Source organism: Roseomonas sp. SRI_022 (assembly GCF_057586215.1).
This window is the reverse complement of the sequence record NZ_JBYCZL010000029.1, coordinates 20,339-46,645: the sequence shown is the minus strand read 5'-3', so window position 1 is coordinate 46,645 and position 26,307 is coordinate 20,339. Positions and strand designations below refer to the sequence as shown.

The window sequence follows — 26,307 nt, the reverse complement described above, 5'->3', positions numbered from 1 at the left end:
TCTTCTCCGCCCTACTCGGCAGCCACAACTTCGGGGTGCGGCACGATGGCCGGCACGCCCGCAAGGTCGGCAATGGAAATGCCGGACAGCGCCCGGCGGATGGCATCGTTCACGGGATCCCAGCGCCCGCGCACCGGGCAGCGGCCTTCCGTCTCGCAACAGCCGGCGGCGTTGTCCACACAGGCCGTCAGCGCGATGGGGCCGTCTATCGCCGCGATCACCTCGGTCAATGGCATCTCGGCCAGGGGGCGGGTCAGGCGATAGCCCCCCGCCGCACCGCGGCGCCCCTCGACCAGCCCGGCATGGGCCAGCGTCTTCAGCACCTTGGACACGGTGGGCTCGCCAAGACCCGTGGCGGCGGCAAGGCCGGGCGCGGTCAGCACGCCGCCATCCTCGGCATCCTCCAGCCGGGTCAGCACCACCACGGCGTAGTCGGTCAACTTGGACAGCCGCAACACGGCCGTTGCCCTCCGGCAATCAGTACCCGATTGGTACGGTTTGCAGATGCGCCCGCCACCTGCCGAAGTCAAGGCGCCTGGACGTGGCTGAGAACGGCTCGCATCCTGGGCCGAATCCACAGGGAACCGACCGCATGCCGACGTTTCGTACCGATGATGGCGTGGACCTCCATTACGAGGAGGCTGGGTCCGGCATCCCGATGGTTTTCGTGCATGAATTCGCCGGCGACAGCCGGTCCTGGGAGCCGCAGTTGCGTTTCTTCGCCCGCCGTTACCGCTGCGTCGCCTTCAATGCACGGGGCTATCCGCCGTCGGCCGTGCCGTCCGACCCCAAGGCCTATTCCCAGGACCGGGCCACGGATGACATCGCGGCGGTGATCAAGGCCCTGGATCTGGCGCCGGCCCATGTGGTCGGGCTGTCGATGGGCGCCTTCGCGACGCTGCATCTCGGGCTGCGGCATCCGAGCCTGGCGCGCAGCCTGGTCGCCGCGGGCGTCGGCTATGGCGCCGCCCCCGGCAAGCGCGACCAGTTCCGCGCCGAGACCGACGCCGCCATCGCACGCATCCGCGCCGAAACCATGGCGGAATTCGGCAAATCCTACAGCCGCGGCCCGACCCGGCTGGTGTTCGAGGAGACCGACCCGCGCGGTTATGCCGAATTCCGCACCCAGCTTTGCGAGCATTCGACGGAAGGCTCGGCGCTGACCATGCAGGGCGTGCAGCGCGAGCGCCCCTCCCTGTTCGACCTGGCGGAGGGCTTCAAGGCCTACACCACGCCGACGCTGGTGATCGCCGGCGATGAGGACGACCCGACGCTGGAACCGGCGCTGTTTCTGAAGCGCACCATCCCGACCAGCGCGCTGCTGGTGATGCCCAAGGCGGGGCACACCATGAACCTCGAACATCCCGATGCCTTCAATCGGGCGGTGCTGGACTTCGTGACGCAGGTCGAAGCCGGAGCCTGGCGCAACCGCATCCCGGAAAGCCAGAGCGGGTCGATCATCGCCGCGAAGCCGTAGCGCCGGTCAGAGCACGCGCTTCATGCCCTCATGGCTCGCGACGAAGCCAAGGGATTCATAGAAGCGCCGCGCATCGGCCCGGGACTTGTCGGTGGTCAACTGCACCAGCCGGCAGCCCCGCGCCCGGCATTGCTCGATCGACCAGTCCATCATCCGCCGGCCGAGGCCGCTGCCGCGCTGGTCGGCGCCGATGCGCACGCTCTCGATCTGGCCGCGCCAGGCGCCGCGATGGGAGATGCCCGGGATGAAGCTGATCTGCAGACAGCCGACGATGCGCCCGTCCAGATCGGCCACCGCGAGCAACTGATTGGCGTCCGCCGCGATGGCGGCAAAGGCCGCATCATAGGCGGGATCGCCTGGGCGTTCCCGCGCCGCGCCCAGCACATCGTCGGCAAGCAGCGCGACGATGGCCGGCAGGTCGCCCGCCATGGCGCTGCGGAAGACGGTCTCGCTCATGCGTAAAGGTCCCCACGGGTCGGCGGCATGAAGGAGGTGCCGCGCGCGCGCTTCGTCGCGACGGTCTGGAAGATGCCGATGGTCCCGCGCTCGAAGCCCAGGCAGACGCCGGCGAGATAGAGCAGCCACAGCCGCGTCTTGGCCGCGCCGACCTCCGCTTCCGCAGCGGCGCGGTTCGCGAAAAGGCGTTCGGTCCACAGCCGGCAGGTGCGGCCGTAATGCTCGCGCCAGCCTTCGACGTCATGCACCTCGAAGCCACCGGCTTCCAGCGCATCGACCGTGCCGCCGATATGGTCCAACTCACTGCCCGGGAAAACGTAGTTGATGATGGCGCTGTATTCCGGGCGCTTCTTGCGGAAGTCGCGTTCGGTCTTCTTCATCGGGCGCGTGATGGCGTGGTGCAGGTAGATGCCGCGCGGGCGCAGCAATCCGCGGATCTGCTGGAAATAGCCGCCGCGGTTCTCCAGCCCGACATGCTCGAACATGCCGATCGAGGCGATCTTGTCGAACTCGACGCCCTCCAGGCTGCGGAAGTCGCGCAATTCGACGGTAACGCGATCCTCGAGGCCGAGGCGCTTCACCTTCTCCACCGCGAAATCATGTTGTGCCTGGGACAACGTCACACCGTGGGCACGCACCCCGTGATGCTGCGCCGCATGGCAGACAAGGCCACCCCAGCCGCAGCCGATGTCGAGCATGTGCTCCCCGGGCTTCAGGCGCAGCTTGCGGCAGATCATCTCCAGCTTGGCCTTCTGGGCCGTGGCGATGTCGGCCTCCCAATCCGGGAAATAGGCGCAGGAATAGACCATCTCGGGGTCGAGGAAGAGCGCGTAGAAGTCGTTGGACAGGTCGTAGTGGAACTGCACGAGCGCCTTGTCGTCGCGCCCCTGCCCATGCTTCGCGGCCTGGCTGCCGCCATAGGCATGCCCGTCGCCGCCGCTGCCGGGCCCAAACAGGAAGGGCAGCAGCGCGCGCGCGGCGAGCATCTTGTCGAGCCGCTTCGCGATGCCGCGCGTGGACCCGCCGCCGAGCCGCGCCGACAGGTCGAGCAGCGTGCCGCCTTCAAGGTCCACCGCTCCCTCGGCGATCAGTTCCACCACCGTGGTCAGGCGCGGGCGGCGCACCAGACGCGTCAGCGCGGCCGGGGTCGCGATGACGAGGAGCAATGTCCCATCCGCCCCCGGACCCAGCGGCAGCACCGTCCCATCCCAAAGCCGGATCGAGACATCGAGCGGCGCGATCGTCGCGATATGTTCGGCAAGGCGGCGCAGCGCCGCGACCCGGCGATCATCCCTGCCCATGCACCTTGCTCCTGCCTGTCATGCTTGCGCCCGCTCTAAGGCCCGCCGCCCCGGGCGGCAACCCGGCGCATGGGCCCCGCGGGGCGGCTTCACGGCCCGCGGGGCCGGGTCTAGAAGGTTAGGTGGCTAAGGACCTAGGAGGGAACGCCGTATGCCGAACATGCTCGAGGGCAAGGTTGCGATCGTCACGGGGGCCGGCAACGGCATCGGGCGCGAAATCGCCATCATGATGGCCAAGCAGGGCGCGAAGGTCATCATCAACGACGTCGGCGCCTCCGTCTCCGGCGAGGGCCAGGACGCCACCCCGGCGCAGCAGACCAAGGCGATCATCGCCCAGAACGGCGGCACCTCCGAGATCTCGGCCGAAAGCGTGGCCACCTGGGCCTCGGCGCAGAAGATCGTGCAGGCGGCGATGGACCATTTCGGCCGCATCGACATCGTCGTGAACAACGCCGGCATCCTGCGTGACCAGATCTTCCACCGCATGACGCCCGAGGAATGGGACGCGGTGATCGCGGTCCATCTCAATGGCTCCTTCTACGTCTCCCGCGCCGCGGCCACGCATTTCCGCCAGCAGCAATCCGGCGCCTATGTGCACATGTCCTCGACCTCGGGCCTGATCGGCAACTTCGGCCAGGCGAACTACTCCGCGGCGAAGCTCGGCATCGTCGGGCTGTCGAAGTCGATCGCGCTCGACATGGCGCGTTTCGGCGTGCGGTCGAATTGCATCGCGCCCTTCGCCTGGTCGCGCATGACCGGCACCATCCCGGCCGAGACGCCGGAGCAGAAGCGCCGCGTCGAGCGCATCATGCAGATGACGCCGGACAAGAACGCACCGCTGGCGGTGTTCCTGGCGTCCGACGCGGCGAAGGACGTGACCGGGCAGATCTTCTCCCCGCGCATGAACGAGCTGTTCGTCTATAGCCAGATCCGCCCGATCAAGTCGGTGCACCGCGAGAACGGCTGGACGCCGGAAGCGATCGCCGAATACGCGCTGCCCTCGCTGGCACAGGGCTTCTCGAAGCTCGAGCGCTCGGGCGACGTGTTCTCCTGGGATCCGATCTGAGGATCCCGATGCGGCGGGTGCTGGCCCTGGCGCTTTGCGCCATCGCCTGGCCCGCCGCGTCGCAGGACGTCCCGGCGCCCTTCGTGACCGTCACGCCGCCGGCGGCCAGCGTGCTGCCGGTGGTGCTGGACGCCGTGCAGCGCATGCCGCCGACCGCCGCGCTCGAAGCGCCGCTGCGCGCCGCGCCCTGCGTCTTCGCGCCCATCGCCCGGCATCTCGAACGCCTGCCGGCCAACATGCCCTGGGCACGACCGGAAGCCGTGGTGCTGTTCGGCGACCTGCCGGGCCTGCCGACTGGCAGCCGCGCGGCGGTGCTGCGCCCGACACGCGAATTGCTCGCCCGCAGCGCAACGCGACAACGCATCGCGGCGGGCGGCATCTCGCTGCACGATCACGACCTCGCCCTTCTGCCGGCCGATGCGCCAATGCCCGCCTTCCTCGCCATCCATGTCGCCCCGCCCGTAGCGCCGCCCGAGGACTGCGTCGCGCAGGGCCCGAGCTGAACCGGACCGCCATATGACCGCCCTCGCCCCTGCCCTGCTCAATCCCCGCCGCATCGCGCTGGTCGGCGCCTCGACGGATCCGGCGCGGCTTACGGCGCGCGCCCAGGTCTATCTGCGCAAGCACGGCTTCGACGGCGATCTCTACCCGGTGAATCCTCGCGCCGAGACTGTGCTCGGCGAGAAATCCTACGCGTCGATCGCAGACATCCCCGGCCCGGTCGATCTCGCCTATCTGCTGCTCGCCACGGAACATGTCGAAGGCGTCATCGCCGATGTCGCGGCCAAGGGCATTCCGGTCGCCGCCATCCTCGCCGATGGCTTCGCCGAGGCCGGCCCTGAGGGCCAGGCGCGGCAGGCGCGGCTGCTGGCCACCGCCAAGGCCGCGGGTGTACGCATCCTCGGGCCGAATTCGATGGGGTTGATCAACCTCAATTCGCGCACTGCCTGTTCGGTTAATGCGGCGCTGGAAGCCGAGAGCCTGCCGGCCGGGCGGCTCGCCCTGGTGTCGCAGTCGGGCTCGATGCTCGGCGCGATCATGGCGCGCGGGGCGGCGCGCGGGCTCGGTTTCTCTCACCTGATCAGCACCGGCAACGAGGCCGATCTGACCGCATCCGAAATCGCCGGGATGCTGGTGGACGATCCGCAAGTCGATGCGATCCTGCTGTTCCTCGAAGCGATCCGCCGCGCCGACCTGCTCGCCGAAGCCGCGCGGCGCGCGCATGCGGCCGGCAAGCCGATCATCGCCTACAAGCTCGGCCGCTCCTCTTTCGGGGCGGAGCTCGCCAACAGCCATACCGGTGCGCTGGCCGGGTCGGACGCCGCAGCCGACGCCTTCTTCCGCGCCAATGGCATCCCGCGCGTCACGATGATCGAAGCACTGCTCGAAGCCCCTGCCCTGTTCATCGGCCGCAGGCCGATTGCCGCGCCGAAGCGCGCCGTGTCCGTGATGACGACGACGGGCGGCGGCGGCGCGATGGCGGTGGATGCGCTCGGCGTAGCGGGCATCGAGACGCGCGCGCCGGACGAAACCGCCGTGGCGGGCCTCAAGGCCGCCGGGCTGCCGCATCATGGCCGGATGATCGACGTGACGCTGGCCGGCACGCGGGCGGACAAGGTGCAGGCGGCGCTCTCGGCACTCGCCGCCGATCCGGATACCGACCTCGCGCTGTCGGTGATCGGGTCGTCCGCGCAGTTCCGGCCGCACGATGCGGTCGCCGGCATCCTGGGCGCGGCGACGTCCGGGCTGGAGAAGCCCGTCGCGGCCTTCCTGGTGCCGCAGGCCGATGTGTCGCTGCGCATGCTGGGCGAAGCCGGCATCCCCGCCTTCCGCACCCCAGAATCCTGCGCCGACGTCATCCGCGCTTTCCTCGACTGGCAGGCACCGCGCGCCGTGCCGGCCGCCGCCGCCCTGGCCCATACCCTGCCGGCGCGGCCGGATGAGGCCGATGCGCGGGCGCTGTTCGCCGCGCTCGGTCTGCCCGGCGGCACTGCCACCATGGCGACGCCCGACGCGGTGCCGGAGGGGATGCGCTTTCCGGTTGCGCTCAAGATCCTGTCGCCCGACCTCGCTCACAAGACGGAAGTCGGCGGCGTCGCGCTGAATATTCCCGATGCCGCAGCACTCAAGGCCGCAGCGGCGGACATGCTCGCGCGGGTGAAGGCGAAGGCACCGCAGGCCACCATCACGGGTTTCCTCGTGCAGCCCATGGCGAAGGGGCTCGCCGAGGCGATCCTCGGCTTCCGACGCGACCCGGAGACGGGCCCCATGGTGCTGGTCGGCGCCGGCGGCGTGATGGCCGAGCTGCACCGCGACACCGCCCTGCGCTGCGCCCCGGTCACCGAGGCCGAGGCACGCGCCATGATCGGGGAGGTGAAGGGGCTGAAGCCGCTCGCCGGCTGGCGCGGGCTGCCGAAAGGCGACCTCGAAGCGCTGGCGCGGGCGATCGTGGCGGTCTCCCGCCTCGCTGCGCTACCCGAAGTGTCGGAGGCGGAGATCAACCCGCTGATCATCCATGCCGAGGGCCAGGGCGTTACCGTCGCCGATGCCTGGGTGGTCCGTGCCTGACCTTCCCGGCCGGCCGGTTGGATGCCACGCTGTCGCCATGACCCCCGCCGACCTGATCCGTGCCCGCTACGGCGCCCTGCCCTTCGAACCGCCGGCGGAGATCCCGCCGGCGCTCGCCGCGCTGCTCGACCGCCGCGTGACGCGGCGCTACCGGGCGGAGGATGTCGCCGATCCGCTGCTGGAAACCGTCCTCGCCGCGGCGCAATCGGCGCCGTCCAAATCGGACCTGCAGCAGTTCTCCATTATCGTCACGCGTGACAAGGCGAAGATCGCGAAGGTGGCCGATTGGATCGGCACCATGCCGTGGATCAAGGACGCGCCGGTGCTGCTGCTGTTCTGCGGTGACATGCGGCGTGGGCAGCAGGCCTGCGCACGCCACGGCCGCGCGCATGCCAACAACAACATGGACACCTTCCTCAACACCGCGGTCGATGCGGCGCTGGCGATGGGCATGGCGATATCCGCCGCCGATGCCGCGGGCCTGGGCACCTGCCCGATCTCCTACGTCCGCAGCCATATCGAGAAGGTCGGCCCGCTGTTTCGCCTGCCGGAGGGCGTCTATCCGGTCGCCGGGTTGACACTCGGCTGGCCTGAGGCGCGCAACGAGCCGACACCACGGTTGCCGCCCTCCGTCGTGATCCATCGCGAGGCCTATGACGACAGCGGATTGCCCGCCGCGCTCGATGGCTATGACGCGCTGCGGCCCAGGCAGAAGCCGCGCTATCCCGAGGTGCACGGGCCGGCGCCCGAGGGCTGCACCTGGTCGGAGAATTCGGCCCGTCAGTTGTCGGTGCCCGAGCGCTTCGGCTTCCGCACCTGGCTGCGCCTGAGGGGCTTCGCGCTTGACTGACGCGCGCCACCACCCCGCGGCCGACAATCCCGGCGGCGCGGACACGGAAGGCCATGCGCGCCGCACCGTCCGCCCGCGTGACGCGGCGAGCCTCATCGTCTGGCGCCTCGGCCCCGCAGGGCCGGAGGTGCTGATGGGTCAGCGCCACGCGAAGCACCGCTTCATGCCAGATGTGATGGTGTTCCCCGGCGGGCGCGTCGATGCGGATGACCACCGCCAGCCCGCCGCCACCGAGTTGCACTCCGCGGCCCGCCGCATGCTCGAACGCCGCGCCACATCCGGGCGCGCGCGCGCCATCGGCATCGCCGCTGTGCGCGAATTGTTCGAGGAGACCGGCCTGGTGCTGGGCGAACGGCAGGGCGACGGCGTCGCCGCCGACCTCGCCGCACTTCATTATGTCTGCCGCGCGGTCACGCCAGGCGGGCGGCCGATCCGCTTCAACGCCCGCTTTCTCGCTGCCCCGGCGGAAGCCGTGCATGGCGAGATCGCCGGGTCGGGAGAACTGGAACGCCTCGGCTGGTTCACGCCGGAACAGGCCCATCGCCACCGCGTGGCGGACATCACCGGCAAGGTGCTGGTGGAATTTCTCGACTGGTTGGAGATGACGCCGCGCGCGCGGACGTCACGACCGTTGGTTGTATTCCGTGGGATGGACAACCGGCATCACGAGAGGTGATCGGCGGTATCGCGGCGCTCGCGCCGCGGTTCGAGCAGCGCGAGGCCGCCCAGCATCAGCGCCGCCCCGCCCAGGGCCAGCACCGCTGCCGCCGCCAGCGGCACCCGCCCCGGCGCCGTCGCATCGCCGATCAGCAAAGCGACCAGCAAAAGGTTGCCGAGGAAGCCGGTGATGATCAGGGTGATGGGAATGACTGGCATGGGGGCTGCTCCTTGAGGGTGAGTTGAACACCCCCGGCGCGGCGCCACCGGGACGTTCGCAAGGCGGTTTTGTGGCGGCCCCTGCATGGACAGCAGGGCAGCCATCTGGAAATGTTGCGCAGCACAACAACGGAGGTTTCACGATGCGCAGGCTTCTTGCTGCCGCTCTTCTCTCGGCCATGGCCGCGGGTCCCGCCTTCGCGCAGGCCCAGCCGCCGCTGCGCTGCGGCGTCGATGGCACCTTCGCGCCGCATGCCTTCCCCAACCTCCAGGGGGGCGTGCAGGGCTTCCAGATCGACCTGTTCCGTGAGGTCGCGCGCCGCATGGGCCGTGAGATCGTGATCGACAGCGCCGCCTTCTCCGGCCTGATCCCGGCGCTCAATGCCGGGCGCTACGATTTCCTCTGCGCGCCGACCACGGTCACGCCGGAACGCGCCCAGGCGCTGCTGTTCACTGAAGGCTATCTGTGGACCGAGCTGCAGTTCGGCATCCGGCGCGGCACGCCGCCGATCCGCTCCGAGGAAGACCTGCGCGGCAAGACGATCAGCGTGAACAAGGGCACGCCCTATGAGCAGTGGGTCAACAACAACCGCGAGCGGCTGAACCTCACCCTGCTCGCCTTCGACAGCCAGGCGGATGCGGCGCAGGCGGTGATCCAGGGCCGCGCCTATGCGAACCTGTCAGGCAACACGGTGGTGCGATATTCGGCGTCGCGCACGCCACAATATGTCGCGGACTTCGTTCTGCCGGGCACGCGCTTCCACTGGGGCACGCCCTTCCGCCAGGATTCCGGCGCGTTGCGCAACCAGGTCGAGGACATCATCGTCTGCATGAAGCGCGACGGCACCGTCGCACGGCTGTCCGAGCGCTGGTTCGGCAGCGCCCCCGGCGCCGACCAGGCGGAACGCGTCGAGTTCCCCGGCTATGGCGTGCCCGGCCTGCCGGGGTACGACGCGACGCCGCAGAACCCGAATTGCGGCTAATGACCACCCCGATCGTCGAGGCGCGCGGCGTCCACAAGCATTTCGGGCATCTGCATGTCCTGAAGGGCGTGGACTTGCGCGTGGCCGAGAAGGAGCTGGTGTTCCTGATCGGCCCCTCGGGGTCGGGCAAGTCCACGCTGCTGCGCTGCCTGAACCGGCTGGAGGACCCGACCTCCGGCTCGGTGGTGGTGGACGGCATCGACATGCTCGATACGAAGACCGACATCAACAAGGCGCGTCAGCGCATCGGCATGGTGTTCCAGTCGTTCAACCTCTACCCGCATATGACGGCGCTCGGGAATGTCGCGCTCGCGCTGCGCAAGGTGCAGGGGATGAACAGGGCGGAAGCCGAGGCGAAGGCGGGCAAGGCGCTGGAGCGGGTGCACCTGGCCGACCGCGCCGACCATTATCCGCTGCAATTGTCAGGCGGGCAGCAGCAGCGCGTCGCCATCGCGCGCGCCATCGCCCTCGAACCCCGCGTGATGCTGTTCGACGAACCGACCAGCGCGCTCGATCCCGAACTTGTCGGCGGCGTGCTGGCGGTGATGCGCGAATTGCGCGAGGACGGCATGACCATGGTCGTGGTCAGCCATGAGATGGGCTTCGCCAAGGCCGCCGCCGACCGCGTGGTGTTCATGGCAGACGGCACGATCGTCGAGGAAGGCATCCCCGGCGAGATTTTCGCGAACCCGCAGCATGCCCGCACCCGGGCCTTCATCTCCCAGATCGAGCGGCATTGATGCCGCCTTCAGGTGTCGAGCCCCTCGCACTCACGCACGGGGCGGGTGAAGGCGAACAAGCCCTGCGGGCCGCGCAGGCAGCCATTGACCCAATTGCCCTCGACGACGCGCCCGCGGATGACGAGGCGCCCGCGCCCGTTCGGATGCGCCAGCGACCAGCCGCCCTCATAAACGATCCCGGCCGAGGGGAATTCGACCCGGCCCGAGACGAAATGGTCATCGCGGAAGGTGCCTTCCTGCACCACCCGCGTTTCCTTGCCGGCGGTGATGACGAGGCGGCCCGAACCCTCGTTCTTCCCCCGGCGCAGGCTGCCCTCGTAGATCATCGTGCGTTCGTTGCCGTCCTCCCGCCAGGTGACCACGGCCCGGCCTTGGCCTTCCGCCGGGCCGTCCGGGCAGGGGCCGGTCCAGGACGCCGTCAGGCCTTCCGCCCCGGCACGGATGCCGCTCGCCCACAGCCAGCAGCCATCGGCCCCGTCGCTGACGAAACCACCGCGCCCGCCCGGGACCATGCGCTCGGCTTCCGGCGGCGGGCCGGCGGCGACGCACAGCAGGGCCAGGGCGGCGAGGGTGGTGGTCTTCAGCGGAAGCATGCGGCGTTTCCCTCCATCGGGTCCTGGTCCGATCATAGCGCGGCGCGCCCCGAAGGGCGCGCATCATGACCGCCTGGGACCGCTTCACCGACAGCTTCTTCAATGCGCGCGTCATGGCGCAGTATCTGCCCAAGATCATCGAGGGCTTCTGGCTGACCGTGGTGCTGGCGCTCCTGATTATCGCAGCCGGGCTTGCCCTTGGCCTGCTGCTGGCGCTGCTGCGCGCTTTCGGCATCCGCCCGCTGAACTGGCTGATCATCTTCACCGTCGATCTGTTCCGCGCCCTGCCGCCGCTGGTCATCATCGTGTTGCTGTTCTTCGGCCTGCCCAATGCGGGGGTGGAACTTTCGGGCTTCGTGGCCGCCTGGCTGGCGCTGACCCTGGTGCTGATGGCCTTCGCCGAGGAGATCTTCTGGGCCGGCATCACATCCGTGCCGAAGGGGCAGTGGGAAGCGGCGCGTTCGACCGGGCTCGGCTTCGTGCAGACGCTGACCTATGTCGTGCTGCCACAGGCGCTGCGCATCACCATCCCGCCGCTGACCAACCGGACCATCGCCATCACCAAGGGCACCGCGCTTGCTTCCGTCGTCGCGGTGCCGGACATCCTGGGCGCGGCGAATGCGGGCGTGTCCTTCTCCTTCAACCCCTCCCCGCTCACCCTCGGGGCCATCGCCTATCTGGTGCTGTTCCTGCCCGTCGTCGTGCTCGGCCGCTGGATCGAGACACGCTTCGCGTGGAAGCGGTGACCGCGATGGACGTCTTTCTCGACACCTTCTTCAACTGGCAGATCATCACCGAAGCCTGGCCGATCCTGTGGCAGGGGCTGCAGGCGACGCTGCTGCTCTCGGCACTGGTCGTGCCGCTGGGGCTGCTGGGCGGCATCATCATCGCGGTGCTGTCCACCTTCCACGCGCCGTGGATCAAATGGCCGCTGCGCGTCTGGGTAGATACCTTCCGCGCGCTGCCGCCGCTGGTGCTGCTGATCTTCGTTTTCGCGGGCCTGCCCTTCATCGGCATCGATGTCGGCGCCTGGGGCGCCGTTGCGATCGGCTTCTTCCTCAACACGGGCGCTTATTACGGCGAGATCCTGCGCGCGGGCATCGAGAGCGTGCCGCGCGGGCAGTTGGAAGCCGCGCGGTCCACCGGGCTGACACGTGCGCAGACCATGGCCCATGTCGTGCTGCCGCAGGCGGTGCGAAACGTGCTGCCGGACCTCATCTCCAACACGCTGGAGGTGGTGAAGCTCACCTCCATCGCCTCGGTCGTCGCGCTGCCGGAATTGCTGTTCCAGGCGCGCCAGGCGCAATCCGTCACCTACAACGCGACGCCGATCATGGCCGCCGCGGTGGTGTATTTCATCCTCCTCTGGCCTGTGGTGCGGGTGCTGTCGCGGCTGGAGAACCGGCAGCTGGCGGGGCGGCGCTGACCTTCGGTCATCGCTGAGTCTTTGATTGAACCCTCAGACGGCGGGCACCGGCCATCCGGCCGGCTGGCCTTCGCGCCCTGCGCTGTCATGCGGGGCCAAAGGACGGTCTGGGCGTGGTCGCACCTGCGCTCGCGGATCGCGGCCTGCCGCGATCCAATCGGGTGCCAAGGTTCCAAACAAGCGCCGATCGGGCGAAGATGGCTCGGACCGCGCCAATCGAACGCGGGCGAAACAACGTCCAGGATCCTGCCGCCATGACCTTCCGCATCCGGCGCCGGCCGCTTCTCGGCGCGCTCGTCGCGCTTCCCGCCCCCGCCTTCGCGCAGGGCACGCCCCGCCCCGTCACCATCGTCGTCCCCTTCGCCCCGGGCGGCAGCACCGACATCGTCAGCCGGCTGATGGCCGAACGCATGACGGCGACGCTCGGCCAAACCGTGCAGGTCGAGAACCGGCCCGGCGCGAACACCATCATCGGCGCGGAATACGTCGCGCGCGCACGACCCGACGGCCACACGCTGCTGATGGCCGCGGGCACCACGCTGACCATCAATCCGGTGATCATCCCGAACCTGCCCTACAAGGTCGAGGATTTCGCCCCGGTCATGCTGGCCACAACCTTCCCCTTCGGCATCATCACCAGGCTGAATGGCGGGCCGGTCGATGTGCCGGCCTGGGTGGCGGCCGCCAAGGCGCGCCCCGGGCAGATGACCTACGGCACCAACGGGCCGACCACGCTGACCAACGTCGCGATGCTGATGGTGATGGAACGGCTCGGCATCACCATGCAGGACGTGACCTATCGCGGGGATTCGGCGCAGCTCGCAGCCTTCCTCGCCGGCGACCTCGACATGCTGATCGTCGCCGGCGGCACGGCGCGGCCGGTGCACCAGAACGGCCAGGGACGGCTGATCGCCTGGACCAGCGCGCGGCGCGTGGAATCGACGCCCGACGTGCCTTCGATCGCGCAGTTCGCGCCGGGGCTCGACGTGCTGTCCTGGTTCGGGATGCTGGCACCCGCGCAGACGCCGGCGGAACTGGTGCAACGGCTGAATGCGGCGGCCAACGATGCGCTGCAGGATGCGCGCATCCGCGAGAGGCTCACCACCGAGGGCCAGTTCCTCGCCGGAGGGACGCCGCAGGATTTCGCAGAATTCCTGAGGCGGTCCGACCAGCAATGGCGCCCGATCCTCAGCCGGCTGGACGTGCCGCGGAACTGACGCAGGCAGGCCGGGGGACCGACCTCCCCCGGACCAGCCGGTCAGGCGATGGCGTAGACGTCGTAGGTCGGCCCGCTCGGCGGCCGCTGGCCGACACCGACCGCGATCACCTTGTTCATCCAGGCGAGCTCCGGCGCCCCCGTCTCGAAGCGGATGGCGGTGCGGAAGTAATACTCGGACGGGTCGGTCGGCTGCCCGCCGTTCATCCGCGCCAGCACCTCGGCCGGTCCATGCCGCAGGCCGGTGTAGTGCATGTAGACGATGCCGCCCGTGGTGGATTTCAGCGTCAGCCGCACATCCATATGCGCGGTGCCATCGGCATCGACGCGCAGCCAGTCGCCCGCCGTGCCGGGCAGCACCTCACCATTGAAGCGCGGCCCCTCGGCGGTGCCGCCGGTCACCGGGACGACGCGGAGTTCCCCGTTGCGCGTGGCGCCCGCCATCTGCGGCGCGCCGGCGGACAGGGCGATGCGGAACAGGAACTCGGATGTCAGCGGCAGCGGCGTCATGGCGTTCTCCCCATCGGTCGATGGGCCGAGAATGCCCGCGCTTCAGCGCTGCCGCCAGGGCAGGCCGTCGGCCTTCCAGCCAGCGACATTGCCGCGATGGCCATCGCCATCGACCGGCCCCTCGAAGCCATCGGCGACGTTGAAGGCATGCGGGAAGCCCGCTGCCTGCGCGGCTTGGCCGGCGGCCAGCGAACGCGCGCCCGACCGGCAGATGAAGAAGATCTTGTGCAGCGGCGTCAGCCCCGCCTTGTGCAGCTGGTCGGCGAAATGTCCATTCATCTGCATGGTCGGATAGACCTGCCAGGGGATCAGCACCGGCTGCTTGCCGATGGTGGTGAGATCCGGCAGGCCGACGAAGTTCCACTCCGCATCCGTGCGCACATCCACCAGCGCGCTGTTCGTCTCCTCGGAGAGGAAGGTCCAGGTTTCCTTGGGGCCGATATCCGGAACGCCTGCCACGATGCGGCTCCTTGCAGCGAATCTCACATGGCAAAATGGTCCCGCGGCGCAGCAAGAGCAACCGCAACATCGGCATGGCCAGCGTCAGCACGCCGCTGCATCAATGCCGTGTCATCGCTTCCATCGCAGGCGGTCATGCCTTAATGTGCTCTGACGATTGACGGATTTCTTCAGAAGATGAATCGCCCGTCCCCGGCCCTGCAGGAAGACCGCGCCGCGGCCACGCGCAGCCGCATCCTCGAAACCGCCGAGGCGCTGTTCCGCACCATGGGCTACCAGAAGACCGCGGTGGCCGACATCGCGCGCGAACTCGGCATGTCGCCGGCCAACGTCTATCGCTTCTTCGCCTCGAAAAGCGCGATCAACGAGGCGATCGCCGAACGTCTGCTCGAAGGCGTCGCCGGCGACCTTGAGGCCATCGCCGATGGCCCCGGTGCCGCGGCCGACCGGTTGCGCGTCATGATGCGCCTGCTGCATGCCCGCCACATGGCGCTGTTCTTCAAGGAAAAGCGCATGCACGACATGGTCACCGCGGCCATGAGCGAGCACTGGGGCGTGATCGCTGGCTTCATCGCTCGGGTCGAGGCCGCGCTTGCCCGGGTGCTGGCGGATGGCGCCGCACGAGGGGAGTTCGCCGCCCTCGAGCCCAGCACCACGGCCCGCATGATCAAGCAGGCGACGATGTGCTGGATGCATCCGGTGCTGATCGCTGAGGCGCTCGCCAAGAACCTGACCGATGAGGTGCGGATGGCCGGGGAGTTGGAATCGTTGCTCGACCTGCTGGTCCGCGGATTGATGCCTGACGCCTGATTTTTGATAACTGACGATTATTGACTTTCATCACTGACCGCGGATAACCTGGCCCATCCCAGGAGATCCGCCATGCGCGTCCCCTTCCCCGCCATTGCCGCCCTCGCCCTGCTTGCCGGATGCCGCGACGCGCCCCCCCAGGCCGCGCTGCCGGAGGGCCCCAAGCCCGTCCAGGTCGCCGAGATCCACTACGCACCGGCCGAACAACCCCGCGCCTTCGCGGGCGTTGTCCGCGCCCGGCGGGAGGCCGACATCGCCTTCCGCGCGGGCGGCCGCATCCAGGTCCGGCTGGTCGATGTCGGTGCCAGCGTGACGGCAGGGCAGGAAATCGCCCGGATCGACCCCGCCGATATCGCGCTGTCGGTCCGCGCCGCCGAAGCCGACCTCGCGGCCGCCGAGGCCGAGGCTCGCCGGGCGCTGGCCGATGCCGGCCGCTCGCGCACCCTGCTGGCCGCCGGCCATGTCGCCGCGGCGTTTGACGAACAGCGCCAGACCGCGGCGCGCAGCGCCGGGGAACGCGTCGAATCCGCCCGCGCGGCGCTGGAACTGGCGCGCAACCGCCTGGATCACACCATCCTGCGCGCACCATCGGATGGCGTCGTCACCGCCCTGCTGGCCGAGGCCGGCCAGGTGGTCGGCGAGGGTCAGGTGGTGATGCGCATGGCCGACCCGGCGGAGCGCGAAGTGCTGGTGCAGGTGCCCGAAGGCGCCCTGCCCGACCTCGCCGCCGGCCGCGCCGAGGCGGTGCTCTGGGCGCGGCCCGGCGAGCCGATCGCCGCCCGGCTGCGGGAGGTCGCCCCCCAGGCCGATACGACGCTGCGCACCTATGCCGCGCGCTTCACCCTGCCCGAGGCACCGGATTGGGCCGCACTCGGCATGACCGGCACGATTCGCCTGCGTGCCGAGACCGCCCCGGTCGCGCTGCTGCCGGCCTCCGCGCTGCATGACCGCGGCCAGGGGCCGATGGTGTGGAAGGTCGAAGGCAGCCGGATCGTCGCCGTGCCGGTGGAGGTCGCGCGCCTCGGGGAGGCGCAGGTCGCGCTGCGCGGTGCGCTGGCCGAGGGCGACAAGGTCGTCGCACTTGGCCCGCAACTGCTGGACCCGGCTACCAATGTGCGGGTCGTGCAGACCCGCGCCGCCGCGACGCTGCGCTGAGCGCGCCGCCATGGGCTTCAACCTGTCCGACTGGGGCGTGCGGAACGGCGCCCTCACCTTCTTTCTGATCATCATGCTCGGGGCCGCCGGGGCCTTCGCCTATCTGCGGCTCGGCCGGGCGGAGGATCCGGGCTTCACGCTCAAGGTCATGGTCGTCACCGCCGCCTGGCCCGGCGCGACGGCCGAGGAGATGCAGCGCCAGGTCGCCGACCCGATCGAAAGCCGGCTGCAGGACTTGCCCTTCCTCGACCGCGTCGAGACCTTCACCCGTCCCGGCCAGGCGGTGATGACTGTCGTGCTGCGCGACACCACGCCGCCGCGCGAGGTGCAGGGGTTGTGGTACCAGGTGCGCAAGAAGGTCGGCGACATCCGCCACACGCTGCCGGCCGGCGTGCAGGGCCCCTTCTTCGACGACGAGTATTCCGACGTCTGGTCCGCGATCTATGCCGTGACCGGTGCCGAGAATGCCGAGCTGATCCGCCAGGCCGAGACGATCCGCGCCCGCCTGCTGCGCGTGCCCGGCGTGGACAAGGTGAAGATCTTCGGCGAGCAGCCCCAGCGCATCCATGTCGAGGTCGCGCATGCGCGGCTTGCCTCGCTGGGCGTGCAGCCGCAGGCGATCCTCGATGCGTTGGCACGGCACAACCCGGTCGCGCCGGCGGGCGTGGTGGAAGGCAGCGCGACGCGGCTGCATCTGCGCGTCGATGGCGGCTTCGACGGCCTCGCCGCCATCCGCGAGGTACCGGTCGCCGCCCAGGGCCGTTCGCTGCGCCTCGGCGACATCGCGGAGGTCTCGCGCGGCTATGCCGACCCGCCTTCGACCGGCATCCGGCAGGGGGGGCAGCCGGCCGTGCTGATCGCCGTGGGCAAGCAGCCGGGCGTCAACGTGCTGACGCTCGGCACGGACCTCGCCGCGGCAATGGCGGCGCAGGCCCGCGTCACACCGGTCGGCATCACCGTCGCACCGATCGTCGACCAAGCGCATGTGGTGCAGGAGAGCGTGTCGGAGTTCCTGCTGAAATTCGTCGCCGCGCTCGGCGTGGTGATGGTGATCTCCTTTCTCTCCCTCGGCTTCCGCGCGGGGATCATCGTCGCGCTCTCGGTGCCGCTGACGCTCGCCATCGTCTTCCTGGTGATGCAGGCGATGGGGATGGAGCTGGAGCGCGTGACGCTCGGCGCGCTGATCCTCTCGCTCGGCCTGCTGGTGGATGACGCGATCATCGCCATCGAGACGATGGTGGTGAAGCTCGAGGAAGGCTGGACGCGCGCCAAGGCGGCGACCTTCGCCTGGACTTCCACCGCCGGGCCGATGCTCTCCGGCACGCTGGTGACGGTCGCTGGCTTCCTGCCGGTCGGCTTCGCGCGGTCCTCGGCCGGTGAATATGCGGGCGGCATCTTCTGGGTGGTGGGCATCGCGCTGATCGCCTCCTGGCTCGTCGCCGTGCTGTTCACGCCCTGGCTCGGCGTGAAGCTGCTGCCGAGCCCGAAGCCCGGCACGCATCACGACGCCTATGACGGGCGCGGATACCGCGCGCTGCGGCGCGTGGTGGGCTGGGCGGTGGATCACCGCGTCATCGTGATCGGCGCGACACTGCTGGTGATGGTCGCCGGCTTCGCGGCGATGGGCGCGGTGCGCAAGCAGTTCTTCCCGACCTCCGCACGGCTCGAATTGCTGGTGGACATCAACCTCCGCCAGGGGGCGGGCATTGGTGCGACGCTGGACGCCGCGCGGCGGCTGGAACAGGCGCTGGACGGCGACGCCGATGCGCGGCTGGTGACCACCTATCTCGGCCAGGGATCGCCGCGCTTCTTCCTCGCCCTCAACCCCGATTTGCCGAACGAGGCCTTCGCCAAGCTGGTCGTCCAGGCGCGCGACATCGCCGCCCGCGAGCGCCTGCGCGAACGCATCACGGCGCTGGTGCAGGACGGGCTGGTGCCCGAGGCGCGGGTGCGCGTCTCGCGGCTCGATTTCGGGCCGCCGGTCGGATACCCGGTGCAGTTCCGCGTGCATGGCGACGACCCGGCCGCCCTGCGGCGCGCCGCCGAGGATGTGCTCGCGGTGATCCGCGCGACGCCCGGCACGCGCGATGCGTCCCTGTCCTGGGGCGAGCGCGCGCCGTCGCTGCGGCTGGAACTCGATCGCGCGCGCGTCGCCGAGCTTGGCCTGTCGCCGGCGCAGGTTGCCTCCTCCCTGCAACTGCTGCTGACCGGCGCAACCGCGACCCAGTACCGGGAGGGCAACCGCCTGGTCGATGTCGTGCTCCGCGCGCCCGCCGATGAACGGCTGACGACGGAGACGCTGGCCGACCTGTCGCTCGCCACGCCGGCCGGCCCCGTCCCGCTGTCCCAGGTCGCGCGGCTTGTGCCGGATGCCGAGGAACCCATCCTGTTCCGCCGCAACCGCGAGGCCTACATCACCATCCGCGCCGATGTCGCACCCGGCCTGCAGGGGCCGGACGTCTCGGCCGCGGTGGCCGCACGGCTGCGCCCGGTGATCGACGCCCTGCCGGTCGGCCTGCGCATCGAGACTGGCGGCGCGACCGAGGAATCCGGCAAGGCCAATGCCGCGCTCTTCGCGATCTTCCCGCTGATGGTCGCGGCCATGCTGATGCTGCTGATGGCGCAGTTGCGGCATTTCGGACGGACGGCGCTGGTCTTCGTCACCGCCCCGCTCGGCATCCCCGGTGCGGCCTTCGCGCTGCTGGCGATGGGCGCGCCCTTCGGCTTCGTCGCACTTCTCGGCGTCATCGCGCTGGCGGGGATGGTGATGCGCAACACGCAGATCCTGGTGGACCAGGTGCGCCAGGACCTCGAGGCCGGACAGCCGCTGCGGACCGCCATCATCGAGAGCACGGTGCGGCGGACGCGGCCGGTGCTGCTGACCGCGCTCGCCGCCGTGCTGGCCTTCGTGCCGCTGACGCTGTCGGTGTTCTGGGGGCCGATGGCGATCGCGATGATCGGCGGGCTGTCGCTCGCCACGCTCGCGACCCTGCTGGTGGTACCCGCCCTCTACGCCCTGGCGCTGCCTTGGCGGCGGCGCGTGGCGGCCGGGAACGGCCTGGCCCTGGCGCCGGCGGAATAGGGCACGGCGCCCCTTCCTGGCGCCCCCCTGAATCGGTGTAGCCTGCCCCCGACGAAGGCCCGCCACCAAGGCCGGCCACGCGGGGAAGGATGCGCCATGCTTGGCCTGATGCAGGATTGGCCGCTGCTGATGCACACGGTGCTGGACCACGCCGCCGCCCAGCATCCGCGGCGCGACATCGTCAGCCGGTCCGTGGAAGGCCCCTTCCATCGCACGGACTACGCGTCGTTGCGCGGGCGCGCCCTGCGGGTCGCCCAACGCCTCGTGAAGGACGGCATCCGCCAGGGGGACCGCGTCGCGACGCTCGCCTGGAACACCTGGCGGCACCTGGAGGCCTGGTACGGCATCGCCGGCGCCGGCGCGGTCTACCACACAGTCAATCCGCGCCTGTTCCCCGACCAGATCGCCTGGATCATGGGCCATGCCGGGTCGCGCATCCTGATGCTCGACCTGACCTTCGTGCCGATGATCCAGGCGCTGGCCGACCGGCTGCCGCAGGTCGAACGCTTCGTCATCCTGACCGATGCCGCGCACATGCCGCAGACCACGCTGCGCAACGCCGTCGCCTATGAGGACTGGATCGCCGAGGCGGATGGCGACTTCGCCTGGGCCAGGGTCGAGGAGAATGCGGCGGCGGGCATCTGCTACACCTCGGGCACCACGGGCGATCCCAAGGGCGTGGTCTATTCGCACCGGTCCAACGTCATCCACGCGCTGGCCTGCAACCAGGTGGACTGCTTCGGCCTGAGTGCGTCGGACCGCGTGATGCCCGTGGTACCGATGTTCCACGCCAACGGCTGGTCGCTCGCGCTCTGCGCGCCGATGGTGGGCGCGGCGATGATCATGCCGGGCGCGAAGCTCGACGGCGCATCGGTGCATGAGATGATCGAGCGCGAGCGCGTCACCTTCTCCGCCGCCGTGCCGACGGTCTGGATGATGCTGCTGCAGCACCTCGACAGCACCGGCTCGCGCGTCGATTCGATGAACCGCGTGGCGATCGGCGGCTCCGCCTGCCCGCCGGCAATCACCAAGGCGTATCAGGAACGATACGGCGTCCATGTCTGCCATGCCTGGGGCATGACGGAACTCTCGCCGGTTGGCACGCTGTTCTCGAAGAAGCCGGAGGTCGCGCAACTGACCGGCGAGGATATGCTGCGCCTGCAGGCCAAGCAGGGCACGCCGCCCTATACGGTCGAGATGAAGATCACCGACGACGACGGCAGGGAACTGCCCTGGGACGGCAAGACCTTCGGCCGGTTGAAGGTGAAGGGCCCGGCCATCTCCCGCCGCTACTTCCGGCGCGAGGAGGAGGAGATCCTCGACGAGAACGGCTTCTTCGACACCGGCGACGTCGCGACCATGGACGAGAACGGATTCATGGAAATCACCGACCGCTCGAAGGACGTAATCAAGTCCGGCGGCGAATGGATCTCCTCCATCGCGCTCGAGAATGCCGCGGTCGGCTATCCTGGCGTCGCCGAGGCGGCTGTGGTGTCCATGAAGGATCCGAAATGGGATGAGCGGCCGCTGCTGATCCTGGTCATGAAGCCTGGCGAGCCGTCCCCGGACCTGCCCAGGATGCGCGACTTCCTCGCCGACAAGGTCGCAAAATGGTGGCTGCCCGACGATCTCGTGGTGGTGGACGAGATCCCGCACACCGCGACGGGGAAGATCCTGAAGACGAAGCTGCGCGACATGTTCAAGGACCACCGCCCGCCGGGATAGGCCGGCGGCGGCCCGCGATCAGGCGAATAGCTTCCAGAACATGCTGAGGCTGGTCACCAGCAGGAAGGCCGCGAAGGCCCGCTTCAGCCAGATCGGCGGAATGGTGTGCGCCAGGTGCACGCCCCAGGGCGTGGCCAGGATCGAGCTCGGCGCGATCAGCGCGAAGCCGACCAGGTTGACGTAGCCGATCGACCAGGGCGGCGTCCGCGGGTCGCTCCACCCGCCCCAGATGAAGCCGATCGTCGCCGGGATGGAGATGATCAGCCCGAAGACCGACGCGGTCGCGACCGCCGAGCGGATGGGCGCGCCGAACATCGACAGGATGGGCACGCCAAGCGTACCGCCGCCGATCCCCATCATGGCGCTGACCGACCCGATGCCGAGGCCGATCGCCTGGCGCGGCGGGCCGGCCGGAACGCTGTCGGTGATTTTGAAGTCCACCCCGGTGAAGCCCATGTTCAGCGCGACCATCAGCGCGACGAGGGCGAAGACCGCGGTCAGCCCCTCCCCCCGCACATAGACGGCGAGGAAGGTTCCAAGCGCCACGCCCGCCAGCATCGACGGCCAGATGGAGCGCAGCAGCGCCACGTCGATCGCCCCCTTCGCGTAGTGCTTGCGTGCCGACTGGATCGAGGTGGGGATGATGGTGGCGAGCGATGTCGCCACCGCCAGCTTCATCTGGATGCTTTCCGGAATGCCGAACAGCGGGAAGACGGCGAACAGAATCGGCACGATGACGATGCCGCCGCCGACGCCGAGCAGCCCCGCCAGCGTTCCCGAGACGAGACCGGTCGCCGCCATCGCGGCCGCCATGCTCAGAAGCCAAGCGGGGTCGTTGAGATGTTCCATGTCAAGCAGGTCCGGGATGGGCGCGGGGCGGAGGGCGTGGCATACACGCTGACCCATCCAGCGTCACCCCGCCTTGCCCTTCCTGACCGATCCCTGGTTCTACGTCCTGGCCATCCCGGCCGTGCTGATCACCGGCATCAGCAAGGGCGGCTTCGCGGGCGGCGCGGGCAACCTGCTCGTGCCGCTGATGGCGCTGTCGGTGCCCGCGCCCATCGCCGCCGGCATCGCGCTGCCGCTGCTCTGCGCCATGGATGTCTCGGGGCTCAAGGCCTGGTGGGGCAAGTGGGACAAGCGGGAGATGCGCGTGCTGGTCCCCGGCGCGCTGGTCGGCATCCTGATCGGCGGCCTCGCCTTCTCCCTGTTCTCGGACCGCGCCATCAAGGCGATGGTGGGGGTGACGACGCTGGTGTTCCTGGCGCGCACGCTGTGGCTGGCGCGGCACCGCACGGCACCGCCGGCCGCGCCGCATGACCCGGTCAAGGGCGCGATCTGCGCGGCGGCCTCGGGCTTCACCAGCACCATCGCCCATGCCGGGTCGCCGCCGCTGGCGATCTACATGTATCCGCGCCGGCTCGACCGCCAGGTGATGGCGGCGACCACCGTCGTGTTCTTCGGCATCGTGAACTACGTGAAGCTGATCCCCTATTTCCTGCTGGGGAACCTCTCGGCGGCGAACCTTTCGACATCGCTGGTGCTGCTGCCGCTGGCGCCGGTGGGCGTCTATCTTGGCATCTGGTTGCAGAAGCACGTGCCGGATGCGCTGTTCTACAAGCTGCTCTACGCGCTTCTGCTGCTGACCGGCGTGAAGCTGACCTGGGATGGGGTGTTCGCATGACCAATGCGCGGATTCTCGGCGTGCTGGGCGGCATGGGGCCGCTGGCGGGGGCGACCTTCATGCAACGGCTGACGCTGCTGACCCCGGCGGATCGGGACCAGGACCACATCCCGTCCATCCTCTGGTCCGACCCGCGCGTGCCCGACCGCACCGCCGCGCGCCTGTCGGGCGGGGAGGATCCCCTGCCCTGGCTGCTGCGCGGCATACGCGGCCTGGAGGCCGCTGGCTGCGGCGCCATCGTCATCCCCTGCAACACCGCCCATGGCTGGTTCGAGGCGATGCAGGACGCGACCCGCCTGCCCATCCTGCACATCGTCCACGCCGCCGCAGATGAGTTGCTGCGCCTGCGCGTGCCACCCGGGCCGGTCGGGCTGTTGGCGACCAGCGGGACGCTCGCGATGCGGCTGTACCAGGACCGGCTGTCCGCGCGCGGCTATGACTGCCTGGTGCCGTCCGAGGAGGAGCAGTCTCGCATCGTCATGCCGGCGATCGAGCTCGTGAAGGCCAACCGCATCGCCGAATCCTACGCCCCGCTGGCCGAGATGGCGCGTCGGCTGATCGAGCGCGGCGCAAGGGCGGTGGTGCTGGGTTGCACGGAGATTCCGCTCGGCATCTCGGCGGGGCCGGCGCTGCCCTTCCCGGTCGCGGACACCATCGATGCGCTAGCGCGCGCGGCGATTGCCTGGGCGAAGCCGGCGGGCTGACCGGGCGGCTATCGTCTGCCCATATTGCGAATTAGTCGCAATTGCAGCCGTCAGTAGGCCCAGTTTCGGCGCGGACGATGTGGTGGTCGATCCATTCCGCCACGAGGCGCCGTGCCTCATTCACCGAGGATTCCGGATGGTGGATGCGATACAGCGCGGTGCAGGCCCCAAAGGCACTGAAATCCGCCGAGCCCTGCTCACGCAGTTCACGATAGGCCGTCACCACGGCCCGTTCGCAACGCCGCGCGATATGGCTGAAGTCCTGGCCCATGCGGCCACCTCCGAGGGAATCCAATTGCGAGTCACTCGCAAGAGACGGAAAAGGTAGCCCCTGTTCCGCGCGGGTTCAAGTCATCGCGGGATCACAGACCGTCGGGAATGCGCCGGGCGGCGCATTCCCAAAGCGACGACGCGGTCCCTCACGCCCGCGCGACGGCTTCCGCGATCGCCTTGCCGACATCGAGGGTGCCGGCCTGCCCGCCCATGTCGCGGGTGCGCGGGCCGCCCTCGGCGAGCAGCTTCTCGATGGTCGAGACGACGGCCGCAGCGGCCTCCTTCTCACCCAGATGCTCCAGCATCATCGCGCCGGACCAGATCTGACCGATCGGGTTGGCGATGAACTTGCCGGCGATGTCGGGCGCGGACCCGTGCACCGGCTCGAACATCGACGGGAAGACCTTCTCCGGGTTGATGTTGGCGCTCGCCGCGATGCCGATCGACCCCGCCACTGCCGGGCCGAGGTCCGACAGGATGTCGCCGAACAGGTTCGACCCAACCACCACGTCGAACCAATCCGGGTGCTGCACGAAATGGGCGCAGAGGATGTCGATGTGGAACTGGTCCGTCGTCACCTCGGGGTAGTTCTTCGCCATCTCGGCGAAGCGTTCGTCCCAATAGGGCATGGTGAAGGTGATGCCGTTCGACTTGGTCGCCGAGGTCACCTTCCGTCGCTTGCGCGTCATGGCCAGCTCGAAGGCGTATTTCATGATGCGGTCGCAGCCGATGCGCGTCAGCACCGATTGCTGGGAGACGAATTCGCGATCCGTGCCGGGGAACATCCGCCCGCCGATGCTGCTGTACTCGCCCTCGGTGTTCTCGCGCACCACGTAGAAATCGATGTCCTCCGGCCCGCGGTTGGCGAGCGGCGACTTCGACCCCGGCAGCAGCTTGCACGGCCGCAGGCTGACATACTGGTCGAATTGCCGGCGGATCGGGATCAGCAGGCCCCACAGCGAGACATGGTCCGGCACCCCCGGCCAACCCACCGCGCCGAGGAAGATGGAGTCGCTGTCCTTCAGCCGGTCCATCCCGTCATCGGGCATCATCTTGCCGGTCTGGGCATAGGTCTCGCAGGACCAATCGTAATGCGTCAGCTCTAGCTCGAAGCCAAAGCGGCGCGCGGCGGCGTCGAGCACCCGCAGCCCCTCGGGCGTGGTTTCCTTGCCGATGCCATCGCCGGGGATGACGGCGATGCGGTGCTTCCGTTGGGCCATGGGCGCCTCCTCGTGAACCGGCCGCACCCTACGGGTGCGCCGGACGAGCGCAAGGTCACTGCGCCGCCGCGCGGCCTGGTGGCATAGTGCGGCGGTCACGACCAAGGCGATAAGGACTGCCGGGATGGGATACCGCCGCGCGATCGCGCCGCTTCTGCTGGGGCTTGGGCTGGCGCTCGGCGCCTGTTCGGACGACCTGACCGAAACGAAGCCCGCCAATGGCGGCAATGAGCGGACACTGAGCCGCGCCGAGCTGCGCTGGTGCATGTTCAACGACATCCGCATCGAAGCGGCACGGCCCGAGATGCGCAGCGCCAAGCAGGGCCAGGTGCAGGCCTTCAACGCCGCCGTCACGGAATGGAACGGCGCCTGCCGCGCCTATCGCTACAGCCGCAGCGACCGGGATTCGGTGCAGCGGCAGGTCGATGCCCGCCGCGCCACGCTGGAAGCCGAGGGCAAGGCCCAATTCGCCCTGCGGGAAGCCGGCGGATAGGCCTCTCAGGGCGGCAGATAGGTCCAGACCGTGACCGCGCCGAACCAGCGCCCGTCGGTGCCGGTGCGGCACGGCGCGATGGCCTGCCCCCAGGTGCCGTAGGTGGTCGCCACCTCTCCCACGAAGTCGAAGCGATGGAGGAAGGGGCGCTCGACCACCCGTCCGGCCGGATCATTGCTGTGCGCCAGGCGCTGCAGCCAGAGCCAGGAGATCGAGATACGCGACGGCGCATCGCCCGGCGTGCCCGCCGGCCGGGCCACCTCGACCCGCACGAAGGGGGAGACCGCTCGCTGCACCGGTTCGCCCGCGCCGGTGTAGCCCGCGACGTAGATGGTGCTGAGCTGCGCGGTGGAACTCAGCTCGCCATTCGAATCCAGGCGCAGCACGTGGTCGTAGAAGGTCCGCAGCCCGGGCGCGAGGTCGTAGGGCGGCGAGGTCGCGAGCGACAGCACGCGCGACTGTTCCGCCAGCCGGGCGACCCGGCTGCCGCATTCCTGCGGGTTCGTCCCTTCCACGGTCACCGCCGTGACGTCGATGTGGTCGCCCGCCACTTGGGCCAGGGCTGGCATGGGCAGGGTCAGCGTGGCGACGATGCCCAGGAAGTGGAGGAGGCGTGACATGCCGCGCAGTCTTGCACGCC

29 protein-coding genes are annotated in these 26,307 nt (G+C 69.5%); 18 read left to right on the top strand and 11 right to left on the bottom strand.

Translation table 11 applies throughout. The features are described from left to right. Nucleotides 1-11 precede the first annotated feature (11 nt). Complete coding sequence (locus AC2YHJ_RS22970; protein WP_487398512.1) at nt 12-458, bottom strand: SUF system Fe-S cluster assembly regulator; 447 nt, start codon at nt 456-458, stop codon at nt 12-14. Between the two features lie 134 nt (nt 459-592). On the opposite strand from AC2YHJ_RS22970, the gene AC2YHJ_RS22965 reads away from it, so the two are divergent. Next, nucleotides 593-1,477, top strand: coding sequence for an alpha/beta fold hydrolase (locus AC2YHJ_RS22965; protein ID WP_487398511.1), 885 nt, complete (start codon nt 593-595; stop codon nt 1,475-1,477). Nucleotides 1,478-1,483: 6 nt separating this feature from the next. Here AC2YHJ_RS22965 and AC2YHJ_RS22960 read toward each other — a convergent pair whose 3' ends face one another. After that, on the bottom strand, nt 1,484-1,933 hold the full coding sequence (locus AC2YHJ_RS22960) for an N-acetyltransferase family protein (protein ID WP_487398510.1): 450 nt from the start codon (nt 1,931-1,933) through the stop codon (nt 1,484-1,486). After that, nucleotides 1,930-3,234: a class I SAM-dependent methyltransferase gene (locus AC2YHJ_RS22955; RefSeq protein WP_487398509.1), complete on the bottom strand. Its 1,305-nt coding sequence runs from the start codon at nt 3,232-3,234 to the stop codon at nt 1,930-1,932. Before AC2YHJ_RS22955 ends, AC2YHJ_RS22960 begins: the two co-directional genes overlap by 4 nt. Before the next feature lie 151 nt (nt 3,235-3,385). Between AC2YHJ_RS22955 and AC2YHJ_RS22950 the strand changes: the two genes are divergently transcribed. Genes AC2YHJ_RS22950 through AC2YHJ_RS22930 form a run of 5 tightly spaced genes read left to right on the top strand, consistent with a single transcriptional unit; the run spans nt 3,386 to nt 8,394 of the window. Then, nucleotides 3,386-4,300, top strand: a complete 915-nt coding sequence (locus AC2YHJ_RS22950) for an SDR family NAD(P)-dependent oxidoreductase (protein WP_487398508.1) — start codon at nt 3,386-3,388, stop codon at nt 4,298-4,300. Between the two features lie 8 nt (nt 4,301-4,308). Beyond that, nucleotides 4,309-4,803 (top strand): hypothetical protein, encoded by a 495-nt coding sequence (locus AC2YHJ_RS22945; protein ID WP_487398507.1) that lies wholly within the window; start codon nt 4,309-4,311, stop codon nt 4,801-4,803. Nucleotides 4,804-4,816: 13 nt separating this feature from the next. Next, nucleotides 4,817-6,868: an acetate--CoA ligase family protein gene (locus tag AC2YHJ_RS22940; protein ID WP_487398505.1), complete on the top strand. Its 2,052-nt coding sequence runs from the start codon at nt 4,817-4,819 to the stop codon at nt 6,866-6,868. A 37-nt stretch (nt 6,869-6,905) separates the two neighbouring features. Beyond that, nucleotides 6,906-7,718, top strand: coding sequence for a nitroreductase family protein (locus AC2YHJ_RS22935; protein ID WP_487398504.1), 813 nt, complete (start codon nt 6,906-6,908; stop codon nt 7,716-7,718). After that, nucleotides 7,711-8,394: an NUDIX hydrolase gene (locus tag AC2YHJ_RS22930; protein ID WP_487398503.1), complete on the top strand. Its 684-nt coding sequence runs from the start codon at nt 7,711-7,713 to the stop codon at nt 8,392-8,394. The genes AC2YHJ_RS22935 and AC2YHJ_RS22930 overlap by 8 nt, the downstream gene beginning before the upstream one ends. Here the strand turns inward: AC2YHJ_RS22930 and AC2YHJ_RS22925 are convergent. Continuing rightward, a complete protein-coding gene (locus AC2YHJ_RS22925; RefSeq protein WP_487398502.1) occupies nt 8,382-8,594 on the bottom strand; it encodes a hypothetical protein in 213 nt (70 codons plus the stop codon). The genes AC2YHJ_RS22930 and AC2YHJ_RS22925 overlap by 13 nt on opposite strands. 143 nt (nt 8,595-8,737) lie before the next feature. Between AC2YHJ_RS22925 and AC2YHJ_RS22920 the strand changes: the two genes are divergently transcribed. Together AC2YHJ_RS22920 and AC2YHJ_RS22915 are read left to right on the top strand one after the other, a co-directional pair. Continuing rightward, nucleotides 8,738-9,577, top strand: coding sequence for a transporter substrate-binding domain-containing protein (locus tag AC2YHJ_RS22920; RefSeq protein ID WP_487398501.1), 840 nt, complete (start codon nt 8,738-8,740; stop codon nt 9,575-9,577). Next, entirely contained in the window at nt 9,577-10,317 is a 741-nt protein-coding gene (locus AC2YHJ_RS22915; RefSeq protein WP_487398500.1) for an amino acid ABC transporter ATP-binding protein, read from the top strand. Before AC2YHJ_RS22920 ends, AC2YHJ_RS22915 begins: the two co-directional genes overlap by 1 nt. 8 nt (nt 10,318-10,325) lie before the next feature. Here AC2YHJ_RS22915 and AC2YHJ_RS22910 read toward each other — a convergent pair whose 3' ends face one another. Then, complete coding sequence (locus AC2YHJ_RS22910) at nt 10,326-10,910, bottom strand: hypothetical protein (RefSeq protein WP_487398499.1); 585 nt, start codon at nt 10,908-10,910, stop codon at nt 10,326-10,328. 65 nt (nt 10,911-10,975) lie between these two features. Here AC2YHJ_RS22910 and AC2YHJ_RS22905 point away from each other — a divergent pair, with 65 nt between their 5' ends. The 3 genes from AC2YHJ_RS22905 to AC2YHJ_RS22895 all read left to right on the top strand — a co-directional run bounded on the left by AC2YHJ_RS22905 (nt 10,976) and on the right by AC2YHJ_RS22895 (nt 13,553). Continuing rightward, nucleotides 10,976-11,656 carry an amino acid ABC transporter permease gene (locus tag AC2YHJ_RS22905; RefSeq protein ID WP_487398498.1) on the top strand — a complete coding sequence of 227 codons (681 nt, stop codon included), beginning with the start codon at nt 10,976-10,978 and terminating at the stop codon, nt 11,654-11,656. A 5-nt stretch (nt 11,657-11,661) separates the two neighbouring features. After that, on the top strand, nt 11,662-12,336 hold the full coding sequence (locus AC2YHJ_RS22900; protein ID WP_487398528.1) for an amino acid ABC transporter permease: 675 nt from the start codon (nt 11,662-11,664) through the stop codon (nt 12,334-12,336). 254 nt (nt 12,337-12,590) lie between these two features. Then, on the top strand, nt 12,591-13,553 hold the full coding sequence (locus tag AC2YHJ_RS22895; RefSeq protein ID WP_487398497.1) for a Bug family tripartite tricarboxylate transporter substrate binding protein: 963 nt from the start codon (nt 12,591-12,593) through the stop codon (nt 13,551-13,553). A 41-nt stretch (nt 13,554-13,594) separates the two neighbouring features. Here AC2YHJ_RS22895 and AC2YHJ_RS22890 read toward each other — a convergent pair whose 3' ends face one another. Together AC2YHJ_RS22890 and AC2YHJ_RS22885 are read right to left on the bottom strand one after the other, a co-directional pair. Continuing rightward, a complete protein-coding gene (locus AC2YHJ_RS22890) occupies nt 13,595-14,062 on the bottom strand; it encodes a DUF3237 domain-containing protein (RefSeq protein ID WP_487398496.1) in 468 nt (155 codons plus the stop codon). Between the two features lie 42 nt (nt 14,063-14,104). Continuing rightward, entirely contained in the window at nt 14,105-14,521 is a 417-nt protein-coding gene (locus AC2YHJ_RS22885) for a rhodanese-like domain-containing protein (protein WP_487398495.1), read from the bottom strand. Between the two features lie 177 nt (nt 14,522-14,698). On the opposite strand from AC2YHJ_RS22885, the gene AC2YHJ_RS22880 reads away from it, so the two are divergent. The 4 genes from AC2YHJ_RS22880 (at nt 14,699) to AC2YHJ_RS22865 (ending at nt 21,293) form a co-directional block, all read left to right on the top strand. After that, on the top strand, nt 14,699-15,331 hold the full coding sequence (locus AC2YHJ_RS22880; RefSeq protein ID WP_487398494.1) for a TetR/AcrR family transcriptional regulator: 633 nt from the start codon (nt 14,699-14,701) through the stop codon (nt 15,329-15,331). A 72-nt stretch (nt 15,332-15,403) separates the two neighbouring features. Continuing rightward, complete coding sequence (locus tag AC2YHJ_RS22875) at nt 15,404-16,486, top strand: efflux RND transporter periplasmic adaptor subunit (protein WP_487398493.1); 1,083 nt, start codon at nt 15,404-15,406, stop codon at nt 16,484-16,486. A 10-nt stretch (nt 16,487-16,496) separates the two neighbouring features. Beyond that, nucleotides 16,497-19,568 (top strand): efflux RND transporter permease subunit, encoded by a 3,072-nt coding sequence (locus AC2YHJ_RS22870; protein ID WP_487398492.1) that lies wholly within the window; start codon nt 16,497-16,499, stop codon nt 19,566-19,568. Nucleotides 19,569-19,664: 96 nt separating this feature from the next. Then, nucleotides 19,665-21,293: a long-chain-fatty-acid--CoA ligase gene (locus AC2YHJ_RS22865; RefSeq protein WP_487398491.1), complete on the top strand. Its 1,629-nt coding sequence runs from the start codon at nt 19,665-19,667 to the stop codon at nt 21,291-21,293. 18 nt (nt 21,294-21,311) lie between these two features. Here the strand turns inward: AC2YHJ_RS22865 and AC2YHJ_RS22860 are convergent, their stop codons facing one another. Further along, nucleotides 21,312-22,142: a sulfite exporter TauE/SafE family protein gene (locus AC2YHJ_RS22860; RefSeq protein ID WP_487398490.1), complete on the bottom strand. Its 831-nt coding sequence runs from the start codon at nt 22,140-22,142 to the stop codon at nt 21,312-21,314. A gap of 73 nt (nt 22,143-22,215) precedes the next feature. Here AC2YHJ_RS22860 and AC2YHJ_RS22855 point away from each other — a divergent pair, with 73 nt between their 5' ends. Together AC2YHJ_RS22855 and cuyB are read left to right on the top strand one after the other, a co-directional pair. Further along, nucleotides 22,216-22,977 (top strand): sulfite exporter TauE/SafE family protein, encoded by a 762-nt coding sequence (locus AC2YHJ_RS22855; RefSeq protein WP_487398489.1) that lies wholly within the window; start codon nt 22,216-22,218, stop codon nt 22,975-22,977. After that, a complete protein-coding gene (gene cuyB / locus AC2YHJ_RS22850) occupies nt 22,974-23,681 on the top strand; it encodes a cysteate racemase (RefSeq protein WP_487398488.1) in 708 nt (235 codons plus the stop codon). The genes AC2YHJ_RS22855 and cuyB overlap by 4 nt, the downstream gene beginning before the upstream one ends. A gap of 31 nt (nt 23,682-23,712) precedes the next feature. Here the strand turns inward: cuyB and AC2YHJ_RS22845 are convergent, their stop codons facing one another. After that, nucleotides 23,713-23,952 carry a hypothetical protein gene (locus tag AC2YHJ_RS22845; protein ID WP_487398487.1) on the bottom strand — a complete coding sequence of 80 codons (240 nt, stop codon included), beginning with the start codon at nt 23,950-23,952 and terminating at the stop codon, nt 23,713-23,715. A 148-nt stretch (nt 23,953-24,100) separates the two neighbouring features. Further along, entirely contained in the window at nt 24,101-25,174 is a 1,074-nt protein-coding gene (locus AC2YHJ_RS22840) for a tartrate dehydrogenase (RefSeq protein WP_487398486.1), read from the bottom strand. A 124-nt stretch (nt 25,175-25,298) separates the two neighbouring features. Between AC2YHJ_RS22840 and AC2YHJ_RS22835 the strand changes: the two genes are divergently transcribed. Then, nucleotides 25,299-25,667: a hypothetical protein gene (locus tag AC2YHJ_RS22835; protein WP_487398485.1), complete on the top strand. Its 369-nt coding sequence runs from the start codon at nt 25,299-25,301 to the stop codon at nt 25,665-25,667. Nucleotides 25,668-25,672: 5 nt separating this feature from the next. On the opposite strand, the gene AC2YHJ_RS22830 is transcribed toward AC2YHJ_RS22835, so the two are convergent. Further along, nucleotides 25,673-26,287, bottom strand: coding sequence for a hypothetical protein (locus AC2YHJ_RS22830; protein ID WP_487398484.1), 615 nt, complete (start codon nt 26,285-26,287; stop codon nt 25,673-25,675). Nucleotides 26,288-26,307 lie beyond the last annotated feature (20 nt).